This window comes from Citrobacter sp. wls829, from assembly GCF_005280825.1.
GTDB classification, from domain to species: domain Bacteria; phylum Pseudomonadota; class Gammaproteobacteria; order Enterobacterales; family Enterobacteriaceae; genus Citrobacter; species Citrobacter gillenii.
In genome coordinates this window covers 83,142-98,743 of record NZ_SZWP01000004.1, presented here as the reverse complement: position 1 = coordinate 98,743, position 15,602 = coordinate 83,142, and the positions used below count along the sequence as shown (strand labels likewise).

12 protein-coding genes, 2 tRNA genes and 2 other RNA genes are annotated in these 15,602 nt (G+C 48.7%); 8 read left to right on the top strand and 8 right to left on the bottom strand.

From position 1 onward, the window contains the following. Positions 1-52 precede the first annotated feature (52 nt). The 6 genes from FDW88_RS00640 to FDW88_RS00615 all read right to left on the bottom strand — a co-directional run bounded on the left by FDW88_RS00640 (position 53) and on the right by FDW88_RS00615 (position 2,117). Positions 53-183: non-coding RNA, RtT sRNA (locus FDW88_RS00640), on the bottom strand. Between the two features lie 45 nt (positions 184-228). Further along, a tRNA-Tyr gene (locus tag FDW88_RS00635) sits at positions 229-313 on the bottom strand. A 35-nt stretch (positions 314-348) separates the two neighbouring features. After that, positions 349-480, bottom strand: a non-coding RNA gene (locus tag FDW88_RS00630) — RtT sRNA. Between the two features lie 44 nt (positions 481-524). Next, positions 525-609: transfer RNA gene (locus FDW88_RS00625), tRNA-Tyr, on the bottom strand. A 155-nt stretch (positions 610-764) separates the two neighbouring features. Beyond that, positions 765-1,607 (bottom strand): formyltetrahydrofolate deformylase, encoded by an 843-nt coding sequence (gene purU, locus FDW88_RS00620; RefSeq protein WP_096756789.1) that lies wholly within the window; start codon positions 1,605-1,607, stop codon positions 765-767. A 54-nt stretch (positions 1,608-1,661) separates the two neighbouring features. Next, positions 1,662-2,117, bottom strand: a complete 456-nt coding sequence (locus FDW88_RS00615) for a YchJ family protein (protein ID WP_137361813.1) — start codon at positions 2,115-2,117, stop codon at positions 1,662-1,664. Between the two features lie 111 nt (positions 2,118-2,228). Between FDW88_RS00615 and rssA the strand changes: the two genes are divergently transcribed. The 3 genes from rssA (at position 2,229) to galU (ending at position 5,350) form a co-directional block, all read left to right on the top strand. Continuing rightward, complete coding sequence (gene rssA / locus FDW88_RS00610) at positions 2,229-3,134, top strand: patatin-like phospholipase RssA (protein ID WP_096756791.1); 906 nt, start codon at positions 2,229-2,231, stop codon at positions 3,132-3,134. A 90-nt stretch (positions 3,135-3,224) separates the two neighbouring features. Further along, on the top strand, positions 3,225-4,238 hold the full coding sequence (gene rssB / locus FDW88_RS00605) for a two-component system response regulator RssB (RefSeq protein ID WP_096756792.1): 1,014 nt from the start codon (positions 3,225-3,227) through the stop codon (positions 4,236-4,238). A gap of 203 nt (positions 4,239-4,441) precedes the next feature. Next, the gene (gene galU / locus FDW88_RS00600; protein ID WP_096756793.1) at positions 4,442-5,350 is read left to right on the top strand and encodes a UTP--glucose-1-phosphate uridylyltransferase GalU; all 909 of its coding nucleotides are present in this window, start codon (positions 4,442-4,444) and stop codon (positions 5,348-5,350) included. Positions 5,351-5,488: 138 nt separating this feature from the next. Here galU and hns read toward each other — a convergent pair whose 3' ends face one another. Continuing rightward, the gene (gene hns, locus FDW88_RS00595; RefSeq protein WP_096756794.1) at positions 5,489-5,902 is read right to left on the bottom strand and encodes a histone-like nucleoid-structuring protein H-NS; all 414 of its coding nucleotides are present in this window, start codon (positions 5,900-5,902) and stop codon (positions 5,489-5,491) included. 648 nt (positions 5,903-6,550) lie between these two features. Between hns and tdk the strand changes: the two genes are divergently transcribed. Further along, on the top strand, positions 6,551-7,168 hold the full coding sequence (gene tdk, locus FDW88_RS00590; RefSeq protein WP_115258305.1) for a thymidine kinase: 618 nt from the start codon (positions 6,551-6,553) through the stop codon (positions 7,166-7,168). 243 nt (positions 7,169-7,411) lie between these two features. Here tdk and adhE read toward each other — a convergent pair whose 3' ends face one another. After that, positions 7,412-10,090, bottom strand: a complete 2,679-nt coding sequence (gene adhE / locus FDW88_RS00585) for a bifunctional acetaldehyde-CoA/alcohol dehydrogenase (protein WP_137361812.1) — start codon at positions 10,088-10,090, stop codon at positions 7,412-7,414. A gap of 486 nt (positions 10,091-10,576) precedes the next feature. Between adhE and FDW88_RS00580 the strand changes: the two genes are divergently transcribed. From FDW88_RS00580 to oppC, 4 genes are all read left to right on the top strand, one after another. Next, positions 10,577-11,224: a YchE family NAAT transporter gene (locus tag FDW88_RS00580; RefSeq protein ID WP_137361811.1), complete on the top strand. Its 648-nt coding sequence runs from the start codon at positions 10,577-10,579 to the stop codon at positions 11,222-11,224. A gap of 771 nt (positions 11,225-11,995) precedes the next feature. Further along, on the top strand, positions 11,996-13,627 hold the full coding sequence (gene oppA, locus FDW88_RS00575) for an oligopeptide ABC transporter substrate-binding protein OppA (RefSeq protein WP_115258306.1): 1,632 nt from the start codon (positions 11,996-11,998) through the stop codon (positions 13,625-13,627). 121 nt (positions 13,628-13,748) lie between these two features. Further along, positions 13,749-14,669 carry an oligopeptide ABC transporter permease OppB gene (oppB, locus tag FDW88_RS00570; protein WP_096756798.1) on the top strand — a complete coding sequence of 307 codons (921 nt, stop codon included), beginning with the start codon at positions 13,749-13,751 and terminating at the stop codon, positions 14,667-14,669. A gap of 18 nt (positions 14,670-14,687) precedes the next feature. Further along, on the top strand, positions 14,688-15,596 hold the full coding sequence (gene oppC / locus FDW88_RS00565; RefSeq protein WP_137361810.1) for an oligopeptide ABC transporter permease OppC: 909 nt from the start codon (positions 14,688-14,690) through the stop codon (positions 15,594-15,596). Positions 15,597-15,602: the final 6 nt, after the last annotated feature.

Below are 15,602 nucleotides of genomic sequence, written 5' to 3'. Positions count from 1 at the left end.
CCTTATCCGGCCTATGGGGTTTAGCTGTTTAGCTAAGGGTACTACAGAGAAGTGGTGGAGGGGGAAGGATGACTCAGCGCTGCGCGCTTCGCCCTTCGGGTCGTTGCCTGCGGCAACGCTTTCTCGCTATGCTCGAATCGAACCTTAATCGAAGCTTCTCATCCTTCCCGCACGGGCAGAATATAGGGCATTGTGCTTTGATTTAGCTGAGGTATCACAGGGGATTGATGGTGGTGGGGGAAGGATTCGAACCTTCGAAGTCGATGACGGCAGATTTACAGTCTGCTCCCTTTGGCCGCTCGGGAACCCCACCAGGGGTAATTCAAATTGTAGGTAATGCTATGAGGATGGTGGTGGGGGAAGGATTATTCGTCGCTTCGCTCCTCACCCTTCGGGCCGTTGCCTTTAGCAACGTTCTCTCGCTTTCGCTCGAGTCGAACCTTAATCGAAGGTTCTCACCCTTCCCCGATAAGTGCAAACTTCTGCATTGCTCATCGAGTTAACTACATCGCTGTAGTGAATAATGGTGGTGGGGGAAGGATTCGAACCTTCGAAGTCGATGACGGCAGATTTACAGTCTGCTCCCTTTGGCCGCTCGGGAACCCCACCACGGGGTAATGCTTTTACTGGCCTGCTTCCTTGGGAAGCGGGGCGCATCATATCAAATGACGCGCCGCTGTAAAGCATTCCTTTGCTTAACGTAGATCGTTTGCGTGTTTTTCATCCGTAACGCAGTAAAGCTAATCAATTCATATTATTGGTGATTACAGAATAATCGTTCGGTTACCGTAAACAAAGACTCGCTGGGCCAGAACCTGATACAGCGCACGGCTTAACACATTCTTTTCTACGTCGCGGCCTGCGCGCATCATATCTTCTGCGGTATAGGTGTGATCCACGTGAATCACGTCCTGCATGATGATTGGACCTTCATCGAGGTTATCATTCACATAGTGAGCCGTTGCACCAATGATCTTGACGCCGCGCTCATAAGCCTGGTGGTACGGACGTGCACCAATAAAGGCAGGCAGGAACGAGTGGTGAATATTAATAATCTTGTTCGGGAAGCGTGAAACAAATTCTGGCGTCAAGACACGCATATATTTCGCCAACACCACATAATCAGGCTGGTGGGCGTCGATGGCATCGGCCATGTTTTGATCGTGTTCTTCGCGGGTTAATCCTTCATGGCTGACTAGCTCAAAAGGAATATCAAAACGTTCAACCAGCGAACGCAGCGTGTCGTGGTTGCCGATTACCGCCGCAATTTCAACATCGAGTCCACCGTAATTGGCTTTCATTAACAGGTCGCCCAGACAATGCGCTTCCTTGGTGACTAAAATAACGATGCGGCGACGGCCTGCTGGCGTAAGTTCGCGAATGGATCCTTCAGGCAGTGCGCTGTCCAGATCGGTCAGCAGCGTGACGTCATTAAAAATGCCTTCCAGTTCTGTACGCATAAAAAAGCGACCGGTACGGTGGTCAACAAACTCGTTGTTTTGCACGATGTTCAGTTCATGCTTGTAACAAATATTGGTGATGCGTGCGATCAAACCTTTTTGGTCGGGGCAGATAGTGCGCAGAACTTTACGTTGTTGTGAATGCATTGCCGGGGTATTCCTGTTGAAAATGTTTGCGTAATAAATGCTGTCGGGCGTGGGTTAGCCGCAGCACTTTTTAAATTTTTTACCTGACCCGCAAGGGCAGGGATCGTTACGGCCAATTTGCGGACGCGTACCATCAATATAATACCACTGGCCGTTTTCTTTTAAAAAACGAGAGCGCTCAATAATGGCGCCCATTTTCCCCTGTTCGGAAAACCGCGCCACAAAGCTGACATAGCCGGTATTTTCTGTGTTCGACGTTGCCTGTTCAAAAAGGGTAAGTCCAAGCCATTCGGTATGGGCAAAACCTGCGCTAATCTCATCGCGAAATGCAGCAGCATGACAGTCGGGGTGCCAGGTCTTAATCAGGTAATCTGCGTCTTTCATCACAAAAGCACAGTAACGAGAACGCATGAGGTGTGACGGCGTTGGTGCTACTTGCGCGCCAGACACATAACGGTAGCAACATAGGCTATACTCGACAGCGCTACCACAGGGACAAAGCTGAGACACAAAATACTCCCTGGAATAAAAAAACGGCGTAAAAACGCCACGGTAGCACTATGTTAACTGAGCCGTAGTGATGTTGCTACGTCTGCAAGCCAGGGGAAGTCTGTAGGTACAATGAGAAAAATAAAAATTGGGCTGGCGCTAGGTTCCGGCGCGGCACGAGGCTGGTCGCATATTGGTGTGATTAAGGCCCTTAAACATATGGGCATTGATGTTGATATCGTTGCAGGGTGCTCAATCGGTTCGTTGGTTGGCGCCGCCTATGCGTGTAATAAATTACCCGCCCTCGAGCAATGGGTCTGCTCGTTCAGCTATTGGGATGTTTTACGCCTGATGGATCTCTCCTGGCGCAGAGGCGGATTGCTGCGCGGTGAACGCGTGTTTAATCAATACCGCAACGTCATGCCTGTCGAGTCAATTGAACAATGCCAGCGCCGGTTTGCTACCGTCGCGACGAATCTGAGTACGGGTCGCGAACTGTGGTTTACCGAAGGTGATTTACACCTTGCCGTGCGGGCCTCTTGCAGTATTCCTGGTCTGATGTCCCCGGTTGCACATAATGGTTATTGGCTGGTTGATGGCGCGGTGGTTAACCCTGTGCCGGTTTCGCTGACGCGTGCGCTAGGCGCCGATATCGTCATTGCGGTTGACCTGCAACATGATGCGCACCTCATGCAACAAGATCTGCTCTCCTTTAACGTCAGCAATGATACCGACTCGAGTGATGACGAGCTTTCATGGCATGCGCGTCTGAAAGAGCGGTTGAGTAATATCACCGCCAGACGAACGGTCACTGCGCCCACGGCGATGGAGATCATGACCACCTCTATTCAGGTGCTGGAAAACCGGCTTAAACGTAACCGCATGGCCGGCGACCCGCCAGATATTCTAATTCAACCGTTTTGTCCGCAAATATCCACGCTGGACTTCCACCGTGCTGGAGCAGCTATTGCTGCCGGGCAGCTTGCGGTAGAGAAAAAAATGGATGAGTTGCTGCCACTGGTGAAGACCAACATCTAACGCATTTTTTATCAACACTTAAGTCAATTCTGACAGGCGTGAGTAGCAATAGCATGCCACTATTGATTAAAGCCAGTCAGGGGGGAGAATATGACGCAGCCATTGGTCGGAAAACAGATTCTTATTGTTGAAGATGAGCCTGTATTTCGCTCACTTCTGGACTCATGGTTTTCCTCTTTGGGAGCGACAACGGCTGTAGCGGGCGATGGGCTTGATGCGCTGGAATTATTGGGGCGCTTTACACCCGATCTGATGATCTGCGACCTTGCGATGCCGAGAATGAACGGTCTCAAACTGGTTGAATACCTGCGTAACCGTGGCGATCGGACGCCAATCCTAGTTATCTCCGCGACAGAAAATATGTCTGATATTGCCAAAGCACTTCGCCTCGGTGTGGATGATGTGTTGCTTAAGCCGGTGAAAGACCTTAACCGACTACGGGAAACGGTTTTTGCGTGCCTTTACCCCAACATGTTTAACTCGCGCGTTGAAGAAGAAGAGCGGTTATTTCGTGACTGGGATGCGATGGTCGGCGACCCCGCAGCAGCAGCAAAACTGTTACAAGAGCTACAGCCACCGGTTCAACAGGTGATTTCACAGTGTCGCATCAACTACCGTCAACTGGTTGCCGCCGATCAACCCGGCCTGGTCCTTGATATTGCGCCGTTGTCGGAACACGATCTTGCCTTCTATTGCCTGGATGTGACGCGGGCAGGGGATAATGGCGTGCTGGCGGCACTGTTGTTACGGGCACTGTTTAATGGGCTGCTACAAGAGCAACTGGCACATCAGAATCAACGGTTGCCGGAGCTCGGTACGCTCCTGAAACAGGTTAATCATCTGCTGCGACAGGCCAATCTGCCAGGGCAATTTCCGTTGCTGGTGGGTTACTACCATAGCGGTTTAAAAAATTTGGTCCTGGTCTCTGCGGGTCTGAATGCGACCTTAAATACTGGTAGCCACAACGTGCAAATCAGTAACGGTGTTCCGCTGGGAACGTTGGGGAATACGTACCTCAACCAACTAAGCCAACGCTGTGAGTCCTGGCAGTGCCAAATTTGGGGGGCCGGGGGGCGTCTGCGACTGATGTTGTCCGCAGAATGAACAATCGAGAGGCAGGGATTCAAATTGGCTCACCTCCCTGTCTTTTGCAGTGCTACTATCAGCGCCAGATTTATTCGTATTTATCTTAATTATACCGACGCGCGTCCTTTTCAGACCTGAAGCTTGTCGCGGTACTGATATACTCGGATGCGATACAGATTGATGAACACGTTCAATACATGAACAGTCCAGGAGAGTTTTAAATGGCTGCCCTTAATTCGAAAGTCAAAAAAGCCGTTATCCCGGTAGCGGGATTAGGAACCAGGATGTTACCGGCGACCAAGGCAATTCCTAAAGAAATGTTACCGCTGGTTGATAAGCCATTAATTCAATACGTCGTCAACGAATGTATTGCCGCGGGTATCACTGAAATTGTCCTTGTGACTCACTCGTCTAAAAATTCGATTGAAAACCACTTCGATACCAGCTTTGAACTTGAAGCTATGCTGGAAAAACGTGTTAAGCGCCAGTTGCTGGAAGAAGTGCAATCTATTTGCCCACCGCACGTGACGATTATGCAGGTTCGTCAGGGTCTGGCAAAAGGTCTGGGTCACGCTGTATTGTGTGCGCACCCGGTTGTTGGTGATGAACCCGTAGCGGTCATCCTGCCGGATGTTATTCTCGACGAATACGAATCTGATTTATCCCGCGATAACCTCGCCGAAATGATTAGTCGCTTTGATGAAACAGGCAGCAGCCAAATTATGGTGGAGCCAGTAGAAGATGTGACGGCTTACGGCGTGGTGGACTGTAAAGGTGTGGAATTAGCGCCGGGCGAAAGCGTACCGATGGTCGGTGTTGTGGAAAAACCGAAAGCCGATGTCGCGCCATCTAATCTTGCTGTTGTAGGGCGTTATGTCCTGAGTGCAGATATCTGGCCTCTGCTGGCAAAAACGCCTCCGGGCGCAGGTGACGAAATTCAGTTGACCGATGCTATCGATATGCTGATTGAAAAAGAAACGGTTGAAGCCTATCACATGAAGGGCAAAAGCCATGACTGTGGTAATAAGCTGGGTTATATGCAAGCGTTCGTCGAATATGGTATTCGTCATAATACCCTTGGCGCTGAATTTAAAGCCTGGCTTGAAGACGAGATGGGTATTAAGAAGTAACATCACGTTATTAATCCGCATGCAACGGCGCTGTTTATCCAGCGCTGTTTTTTTATACCCCTATTGGGTAGGTGTTATGCGAAGTACAGGTAAAAAAAATCCCGCCGTCGGCGGGATTTTAAGCAAACTAATTGTGGATTAATCCTTGATCAGGAAATCGTCCAGCTGTTTACCTTGTTCTTCCATCGCTTTTTTGATTACTGCCGGTGTACGACCCTGGCCGGTCCAGGTTTTCGTTTCACCGTTTTCGTCAACATAGCTATATTTAGCTGGGCGTGCTGCGCGCTTGGCTTTAGCACCGGTTTTAACCGCAGCCATGCTATTCAGCAGTTCGTTCGGGTCAATACCGTCAGCAATCAGCATTTCACGATATTGTTGCAGTTTACGAGTGCGCTCTTCAACTTCAGCAGCGGCAGCGCTTTCTTCTTCGCGACGCTCGCTAACGACAACTTCTAATTTTTCCAGCATTTCTTCAAGCGTTTCCAGAGTGCATTCTCTTGCCTGCGCACGAAGAGTACGGATGTTGTTCAGAATTTTAAGTGCTTCGCTCATTGTAGTAATCTCAAACTTATATTGGGTGGGGTTTGTTGAGCTAATAATAGAGCGATAAATTCAGATGTGCAATAGCCAGGAATGTAAGGAATTCAAAATTGCGCTTTATTTAGTATCTACATTAATTCATTGTCGTTAAATTTCGTCTGGGAAAGGGCATGAAAAAGGCTTATTGGTGTGGGGGCTACTCTTCAGTCATGCAGGAAAATTCAAGATTCAGGTCACATTTTACAGCACGGTAATTGTATCTGTTTGCAGTAATTTCAACCTTTTGTATTAGTTTTGCTTACGGGAATTCACTATTACAGGGTGTTCGTAGGGGGATTCAATAACATTGAAAGCAAGGTTTCTTTATTGAACTGTGATGATAAGCACCGTTGATGAATTTCAAGGGCACTATTTGTGAAAGAATGTGTATATACCGTCATAAGTCAGATTATTCGAGCATTGGTGGTGTGCATCACTGTGCGATCCATAACTTAAGTCTGTTTCCTGAACCTTACCGTAGTTCGTCATATTTAGGAGGTTGATGAGTGATGCTGACGCGATTTTTTATACGTATGTGGGCGACAACGGTGCGCAGACATGTTTGTGAATTATGATACAATCGCGCCCATATTTATTTACTCAGGTGAGGGCTGACGGTCAATGGCACAGCTATATTTTTACTATTCTGCAATGAATGCGGGGAAGTCGACCGCTTTGCTGCAATCTTCATACAATTACCAGGAACGTGGCATGCGTGCCGTTGTATATACAGCGGAAATCGACGATCGGTTTGGAACAGGGAAAGTAAGTTCACGTATAGGTCTGTCGTCACCTGCAAAACTGTTTAACCAAAATTCATCATTGTTCGAAGAAATTCGCGCGGAGAATGCGCAGCAGAGAATACATTGTGTACTGGTTGACGAGTCACAGTTTTTGACACGCCAGCAGGTTTATGAATTATCCGAGGTTGTCGATCAGCTGGATATTCCGGTTTTGTGTTACGGGTTACGCACCGATTTTCGTGGTGAATTATTTGGCGGTAGCGAATACCTGCTTGCCTGGTCAGATAAATTGGTCGAATTAAAGACTATTTGTTTCTGTGGGCGGAAGGCGAGTATGGTACTACGTCTTGATCAAGCTGGACGACCTTATAACGAGGGAGAACAGGTGGTTATTGGTGGCAATGAACGCTATGTGTCGGTATGCCGCAAGCACTATAAAGAGGCGCAATCTGAGGGCTCTCTGACGGCCATTCAGGAAAGGCACAGCCACGATTAATCTACGCTCGCCTGGGCGCTGTAACGCGCAGGGTAGACCACTGGCCATAAGTCAGAAGTACTACCCTACAATCACCTCTGTAGACCCTTTACGCGCATCCTCCTCCAATCTCCTACGGGCATGTCCATTCACCGCGATGGTCTGCATGAGTTTTTGCGCTGTGAAGGTGAGAATAAATCAGGCGAAAAAAAACGGTCCCCTAAAGGGACCGTTCGACGTGATACTACAGCTTAGATTTATGAATTAAGCGGATTTCTTCGCTTTTTTCTCTGCTTTAGGCGCGGCAGGTGCTTCAGTTTTAGCGGCAGTTTCACCTTCGTTGTATTCGCGACCGTAGAAGGTATCCAGCAGGATCTGTTTCAGTTCAGAAATCAGCGGGTAACGCGGGTTAGCGCCGGTGCACTGGTCGTCAAACGCATCTTCAGACAGTTTGTCAACATGTGCCAGGAAGTCAGCTTCCTGAACGCCAGCTTCACGGATAGACTTAGGAATACCCAGTTCAGCTTTGATCTCATCCAACCATGCCAGCAGTTTCTGGATTTTCGCTGCGGTACGGTCACCCGGTGCGCTCAGACCCAGATGGTCTGCGATTTCAGCGTAGCGACGACGGGCCTGCGGACGGTCGTACTGGCTGAAAGCAGTCTGTTTAGTCGGGTTGTCGTTCGCGTTATAACGAATAACGTTGCTGATCAGCAGGGCGTTCGCCAGACCGTGAGGAATGTGGAACTGTGAACCCAGCTTGTGCGCCATGGAGTGACATACACCGAGGAAGGCGTTAGCAAACGCGATACCTGCGATGGTCGCTGCACTGTGTACACGCTCGCGAGCTACCGGGTTCTTAGAACCTTCGTGGTAGGACGCAGGCAGGTTTTCTTTCAGCAGTTTCAGCGCTTGCAGAGCCTGACCGTCAGAGAACTCAGAAGCCAGTACGGAAACGTAAGCTTCCAGGGCGTGAGTGACGGCATCCAGACCACCGAACGCACACAGTGACTTCGGCATATCCATCACCAGGTTAGCATCGACAATCGCCATATCCGGGGTCAGCGCGTAGTCTGCCAGTGGATATTTCTGACCAGTAGCGTCGTCGGTTACAACCGCAAACGGGGTGACTTCAGAACCAGTACCGGAAGTGGTGGTGACGGCGATCATTTTCGCTTTCACGCCCATTTTCGGGAACTTGTAGATACGTTTACGGATGTCCATAAAGCGCAGCGCCAGTTCTTCGAAGTGGGTTTCCGGATGTTCGTACATGACCCACATGATTTTCGCTGCGTCCATCGGGGAACCGCCACCCAGCGCGATGATCACGTCTGGTTTGAAGGAGTTGGCTAGTTCAGCACCTTTGCGCACAACGCTCAGCGTCGGGTCAGCTTCAACTTCAAAGAACACTTCGGTTTCAACGCCCGCAGCTTTCAGAACGGACGTGATCTGATCAGCATAGCCGTTGTTGAACAGGAAGCGGTCGGTCACGATCAGCGCACGTTTGTGACCATCGGTAATCACTTCATCCAACGCGATTGGCAGTGAACCACGGCGGAAGTAGATAGATTTCGGAAGTTTGTGCCACAACATGTTTTCAGCTCGCTTAGCAACGGTTTTCTTGTTGATCAGGTGCTTAGGACCAACGTTTTCAGAGATGGAGTTACCACCCCAGGAACCACAACCCAGAGTCAGGGATGGTGCAAGCTTAAAGTTGTACAGGTCGCCGATACCACCCTGAGACGCCGGGGTGTTGATCAGGATACGTGCAGTTTTCATCATCTGACCGAAGTGAGCAACGCGTTCTGGCTGGTTGTCCTGGTCAGTGTACAGGCAAGAGGTATGACCGATACCGCCCATAGCAACCAGTTTTTCAGCTTTAACAACTGCATCTTCGAAGTCTTTCGCACGGTACATTGCCAGCGTCGGAGACAGTTTTTCGTGAGCAAACGGTTCGCTTTCGTCGACAACTTTAACTTCACCAATCAGAATCTTGGTGTTAGTCGGCACGGAGAAACCAGCCAGCTCAGCGATTTTGTATGCCGGTTGACCCACGATAGCCGCGTTCAGCGCGCCATTTTTCAGGATGATGTCCTGAACAGCCTTCAGCTCTTTGCCCTGCAGCATATAGGCACCGTGGCTGGCAAAACGTTCGCGAACGGCGTCGTATACGGAATCTACAACCACAACGGACTGTTCAGACGCACAGATTACACCGTTGTCGAAGGTTTTAGACATCAGCACGGAAGCAACGGCACGTTTGATATCTGCTGTTTCGTCGATAACAACAGGGGTGTTACCTGCGCCAACACCGATTGCCGGTTTACCAGAGCTGTATGCTGCTTTAACCATACCAGGACCACCGGTCGCAAGGATCAGGTTAATGTCCGGGTGGTGCATCAGAGCGTTAGACAGTTCAACAGAAGGTTGATCGATCCAGCCAATCAGGTCTTTTGGTGCGCCAGCAGCGATAGCAGCCTGCAGAACGATGTCTGCCGCTTTGTTGGTTGCATCTTTAGCACGCGGATGTGGAGAGAAGATGATAGCGTTACGCGTCTTCAGGCTGATCAGCGATTTGAAGATTGCAGTAGACGTTGGGTTAGTGGTTGGAACGATACCGCAGATGATACCAATCGGTTCAGCGATAGTGATGGTCCCAAAAGTATGGTCTTCGGCCAGGACACCACAGGTTTTTTCATCTTTATAAGCGTTATAGATGTATTCAGATGCGAAGTGGTTTTTAATCACTTTATCTTCGACAATACCCATGCCAGATTCGGCAACGGCCATTTTCGCGAGAGGAATTCGAGCGTCTGCGGCAGCCAGAGCGGCGGCACGGAAGATTTTGTCAACCTGTTCTTGAGTGAAACTGGCATATTCACGCTGGGCTTTTTTTACGCGCTCTACAAGTGCGTTAAGTTCAGCGACATTAGTAACAGCCATGATGCTCTCCTGATAATGTTAAACTTTTTTAGTAAATCATCTGCTCGCTACGAGAGTATAGACAGATCGACGAAAATTTGTGTAACGTTTTGAAAATCAAACGGTTAATTAACGCCCGCCTTACATTGATTTACTAAAAGAGCTTATACGCTAGCGTATTCAACTCTAACGCGTTTCCTCCAGGTGGCGTAAGCAAGATTACTCACTTCTGAGTAGTAATTGCGTGATCTGGATCAAATTTACGCGAAGCTGACACCTTTCAGCAGGCTCTTTTAGTGTTTATCGGCAAGTGTTAACGAATTGATGGAGTGAATGAGATTAACATTAGCATATTTCATACATATTAATAACACCGAGTATTGGTAGCACGTTTACAGAGATTAACGCAGATAGAAGGTGAAGAATGCTGCCAAAAAGCGTATCTTCAGCGCGGTTTTTAACATTTTTTATGACTCATTTTATCCGGCTAACGCTTCGGAGCTAACCGTGATCCAAACGCTATTTGATTTTCCTCTTTACTTTAAGTTTTTCATTGGGTTATTTGCGTTGGTCAACCCCGTCGGGATCATCCCGGTCTTTATCAGTATGACCAGCTACCAAACCGCAGCGGCGCGTAACAAAACCAATCTGACGGCAAACCTGTCGGTGGCGATTATTTTGTGGACCTCGTTGTTTCTTGGTGATGCGATCCTGCAACTCTTCGGTATCTCGATTGATTCGTTCAGAATTGCCGGCGGGATTCTGGTGGTAACCATTGCAATGTCGATGATCAGTGGGAAACTCGGGGAAGATAAACAAAACAAACAGGAAAAGTCAGAGACTGCCATACGCGAGAATGTTGGTGTTGTTCCGTTGGCATTGCCGTTGATGGCGGGGCCGGGGGCGATAAGTTCAACCATCGTCTGGGGGACTCGCTATCACAGCGCATTAAACCTGTTCGGGTTCTTTGTGGCGATTGCACTGTTTGCCTTATGCTGTTGGGGACTATTTCGTATGGCTCCTTGGCTGGTACGCCTGTTGGGGCAAACGGGTATTAACGTTATTACCCGTATTATGGGCTTATTGCTCATGGCGTTGGGGATTGAATTCATCGTCACCGGCATCAAATCTATTTTCCCGGGCTTACTGGCCTAACGGGACTGTTTTCAGTAAACGGAGCTGGCCCTCAGCTCCGTTCTTTTCATTATCAGTAAAACGTCTCACTAAAGTTGAAAATTAGCATTGAAATTGTAAAACATGCTGATTGCCAATCCATCCGTTACGTATTGATTTAAAAGATAATAATTTTTATGGCTACGTCCCTGAATAGGGGGCTTACTGTTATTTTTCTAACATTATACTCTGGGGCTTGCTGAAGGATTATCGAAATGTTATTAGTTATTTCAGTGTCTTTTTTAGAGTAATGTGCTAATTAATGACCAATTGTTAATTTTATGTAAATTATATCGGCATATTGATACCGGACAGGGTAATCAACCGCTCAATGGATTTAATTCTTTATCTATCATGATGTTACGATTATGGCCTCTCTTTTTGAGGACCATTGATGTGCGATTTTTTTCGATAAAAGCGAATTGGTTAACAAATATGTAAAATGTATTGGCGGTTAAGAAAGGCATTTGATACTTTCCGACCAGGTATTTTGCAGAAGATTTTACGTTGATGAGAACTGTTTTCAGTTAGTTTCTCTCAATAGAGTAACCGCGTGTTTCCGACAGGGGAGACACGTAGAAAATCGACGCAAGGCGGTCGCTCGAACCGCCAGAATAAATAAAGTCGGTGATAGCAAGCAGTAAAACAATAAATCACCTGACGGCAGAAAATCTCCGGTGCCGTACAGGGATCCGTACAGGATTAACAGTCTGGTTAAAAAACCAGCCATAATAATGAGGGAGTACAAACACAATGACTAACATCACTAAGAAAAGTTTAGTAGCGGCGGGGATTCTATCTGCGCTTATCGCAGGAAATGTTGCCACGGCGGCAGAAGTACCTGCCGGTGTTCAACTTGCTGAGAAGCAAACGCTGGTACGCAATAATGGTTCGGAAGTTCAGTCTCTCGATCCGCACAAGATCGAAGGTGTGCCAGAATCCAACATTAACCGTGACCTGTTTGAAGGTTTATTAATCAGCGACGTTGATGGCAAGCCATCACCGGGCGTGGCGGAAAAATGGGAAAATAAAGATTTTAAAGTCTGGACGTTCCATCTGCGTAAAGACGCGAAATGGTCCGATGGCTCGCCCGTGACCGCGCAAGATTTTGTGTATAGCTGGCAACGTCTGGCGAATCCAAATACCGCTTCACCATACTCCAGCTATTTACAGTATGGGCACATCGTTAATATTGATGACATTATCGCCGGTAAAAAACCGGTCACCGATCTCGGTGTAAAAGCCATTGATGACCATACTTTTGAAGTTACCCTCAGTGAACCTGTTCCGTATTTCTACAAACTGCTTGTTCACTCATCCGTTTCCCCGGTGCCTAAAGCCGTGGTGGAAAAATTTGGTGATAAATGGACCCAGCCCGCGAACATCGTTTCTAACGGCTCCTATAAATTAAAAGATTGGGTCGTCAACGAGCGCATCGTTCTTGAGCGTAATACTAACTACTGGGATAACGCCAAAACGGTGATTAACCAGGTAACTTATCTGCCAATTTCTTCTGAAGTGACTGATGTTAACCGCTACCGCAGTGGTGAAATCGACATGACCTACAACAACATGCCGATTGAGTTATTCCAGAAACTGAAAAAAGAGATCCCGAACGAAGTTCACGTTGACCCGTATTTGTGTACCTACTATTACGAAATTAATAACCAGAAGCCACCGTTCAACGATGTGCGTGTACGTACCGCCCTGAAGATGGCACTGGATCGTGACATTATCGTCAACAAAGTGAAGAACCAGGGCGACCTGCCAGCGTACAGCTTCACGCCGCCGTATACCGATGGCGCAAAACTGGTTGAGCCAGAGTGGTTCAAGTGGTCACAGGAAAAACGTAACGAAGAAGCGAAAAAACTGTTGGCTGAAGCTGGCTTTACCGCAGAAAAACCGCTGACGTTCGACCTGTTGTATAACACCTCCGATCTGCACAAGAAGCTGGCTATTGCAGCCGCCTCTATCTGGAAGAAAAATCTGGGTGCCAACGTTAAGCTGGAAAACCAGGAGTGGAAGACCTTCCTCGATACCCGTCATCAGGGTAACTATGATGTTTCTCGTGCGGGCTGGTGTGCGGATTACAACGAACCGACCTCTTTCCTTAACATGGTGCTGTCAGACAGCTCCAACAACACTGTTCACTATAAGAGCGCGGCATTTGATAAGTTGATTGCCGATACGCTGAAAGTGACTGACGAAGCGCAGCGCAGCGAGCTGTATTCGAAAGCTGAGCAGCAGTTGGATAAAGACTCTGCGATTGTACCGGTGTATTACTACGTCAATGCGCGTTTGGTGAAACCATGGGTAGGCGGATACTCCGGTAAAGACCCGATGGATAATATCCACGTTAAAGACTTGTATATTATCAAGCATTAATGGCAAGACGTGGGGCGACCATCGTTGCCCCACAGTGTCTTTTTCTTCGAACTATAAATACCTCTCTGGCCCCATAACTGGCTTAAAGAGGTATAAAGGCACACGCCAGAAGGTACGGGCAATGTTAAAATTCATATTACGTCGCTGTCTGGAAGCGATTCCGACGCTATTTATTCTTATTACGATCTCATTCTTTATGATGCGCCTTGCGCCGGGAAGTCCTTTCACCGGTGAACGTGCGTTACCGCCAGAAGTACTGGCGAATATTGAAGCGAAATATCATCTTAATGACCCTATCACCACGCAGTACTTCAGCTACCTGAAGCAACTGGCGCATGGCGATTTTGGACCTTCCTTTAAATATAAAGACTATACAGTTAACGATCTGGTTGCCTCGAGCTTCCCGGTTTCGGCGAAGCTGGGTGCAGCTGCCTTTATCCTGGCGGTACTCGTTGGCGTCAGTGCTGGCGTCATTGCTGCGTTGAAGCAAAATACGCGCTGGGATTATACGGTGATGGGGGTGGCGATGACCGGGGTGGTTATCCCAAGCTTTGTGGTGGCCCCCTTGTTAGTGATGATATTTGCAATAACGCTGAAATGGTTGCCCGGTGGTGGCTGGAACGGCGGGGCGCTGAAATTTATGATCTTGCCGATGGTGGCGTTGTCGCTGGCTTATATCGCCAGTATCGCCCGTATCACCCGTGGGTCGATGATTGAAGTGCTGCACTCCAACTTTATTCGTACCGCACGGGCGAAAGGTCTGCCAATGCGGCGGATTATTTTCCGTCACGCGTTAAAGCCCGCTTTGCTGCCGGTGTTGTCTTATATGGGCCCGGCGTTCGTCGGCATTATTACCGGTTCGATGGTGATTGAAACTATCTACGGCTTGCCGGGTATTGGTCAACTGTTCGTTAACGGCGCGCTGAACCGCGACTACTCGCTGGTATTGAGCCTGACCATTCTGGTCGGTGCACTGACAATTGTATTTAATGCGATTGTTGATGTGCTGTATGCCGTTATCGATCCGAAAATCCGTTACTGATACTGGAGCTCGCTATCTATGATGTTAAGTAAGAAAAACAGCGAGACGCTGGATAATTTCAGTGAAAAGCTGGAAGTCGAAGGCCGCAGTTTGTGGCAGGATGCGCGTCGACGCTTTATGCATAACCGCGCGGCGGTAGCCAGTCTGGTTGTGCTGGTGATTATCGCGCTGTTTGTGACCCTTGCGCCGATGCTATCGCAATTTACCTACTTCGACACCGACTGGGGAATGATGTCCAGCGCGCCGGACAGTGAGTCCGGCCACTACTTCGGTACTGATTCTTCGGGGCGTGACCTCCTGGTACGCGTGGCGATTGGTGGACGTATTTCGCTGATGGTCGGGATTGCCGCGGCGCTGGTGGCGGTGATTGTCGGCACGTTGTACGGATCGTTGTCAGGATATCTGGGCGGCAAAATTGACTCCGTGATGATGCGCCTGCTGGAAATCCTCAACTCCTTCCCGTTCATGTTCTTCGTCATTCTGCTGGTGACCTTTTTTGGGCAAAACATCCTGCTTATCTTTGTGGCGATCGGTATGGTCTCCTGGCTGGATATGGCACGTATCGTGCGTGGCCAGACGCTGAGCCTGAAGCGCAAAGAGTTTATTGAGGCTGCGCAGGTGGGTGGGGTTTCGACCGTGCGCATTGTTATCCGCCATATTGTCCCGAACGTTCTGGGCGTGGTAGTTGTGTACGCATCGCTACTGGTACCGAGCATGATTCTGTTCGAATCCTTCCTGAGCTTCCTTGGCTTAGGGACCCAGGAGCCGTTAAGCAGTTGGGGAGCGTTGTTAAGTGATGGTGCTAACTCAATGGAAGTCTCACCGTGGCTGCTGCTGTTTCCGGCTGGTTTCCTGGTGGTGACGTTGTTCTGTTTCAACTTTATTGGCGATGGCCTGCGTGATGCCCTCGACCCGAAAGACCGTTAAGGAGTG

Coding starts and splice junctions, on each gene's coding strand:
- rssB (WP_096756792.1), top strand. CDS start 3,225: ATGACGCAGCCATTGGTCGGAAAACAGATTCTTATTGTTGAAGATGAG.
- hns (WP_096756794.1), bottom strand. CDS start 5,902: ATGAGCGAAGCACTTAAAATTCTGAACAACATCCGTACTCTTCGTGCG.
- oppC (WP_137361810.1), top strand. CDS start 14,688: ATGATGTTAAGTAAGAAAAACAGCGAGACGCTGGATAATTTCAGTGAA.
- purU (WP_096756789.1), bottom strand. CDS start 1,607: ATGCATTCACAACAACGTAAAGTTCTGCGCACTATCTGCCCCGACCAA.
- oppA (WP_115258306.1), top strand. CDS start 11,996: ATGACTAACATCACTAAGAAAAGTTTAGTAGCGGCGGGGATTCTATCT.
- adhE (WP_137361812.1), bottom strand. CDS start 10,090: ATGGCTGTTACTAATGTCGCTGAACTTAACGCACTTGTAGAGCGCGTA.
- rssA (WP_096756791.1), top strand. CDS start 2,229: ATGAGAAAAATAAAAATTGGGCTGGCGCTAGGTTCCGGCGCGGCACGA.
- oppB (WP_096756798.1), top strand. CDS start 13,749: ATGTTAAAATTCATATTACGTCGCTGTCTGGAAGCGATTCCGACGCTA.
- galU (WP_096756793.1), top strand. CDS start 4,442: ATGGCTGCCCTTAATTCGAAAGTCAAAAAAGCCGTTATCCCGGTAGCG.
- tdk (WP_115258305.1), top strand. CDS start 6,551: ATGGCACAGCTATATTTTTACTATTCTGCAATGAATGCGGGGAAGTCG.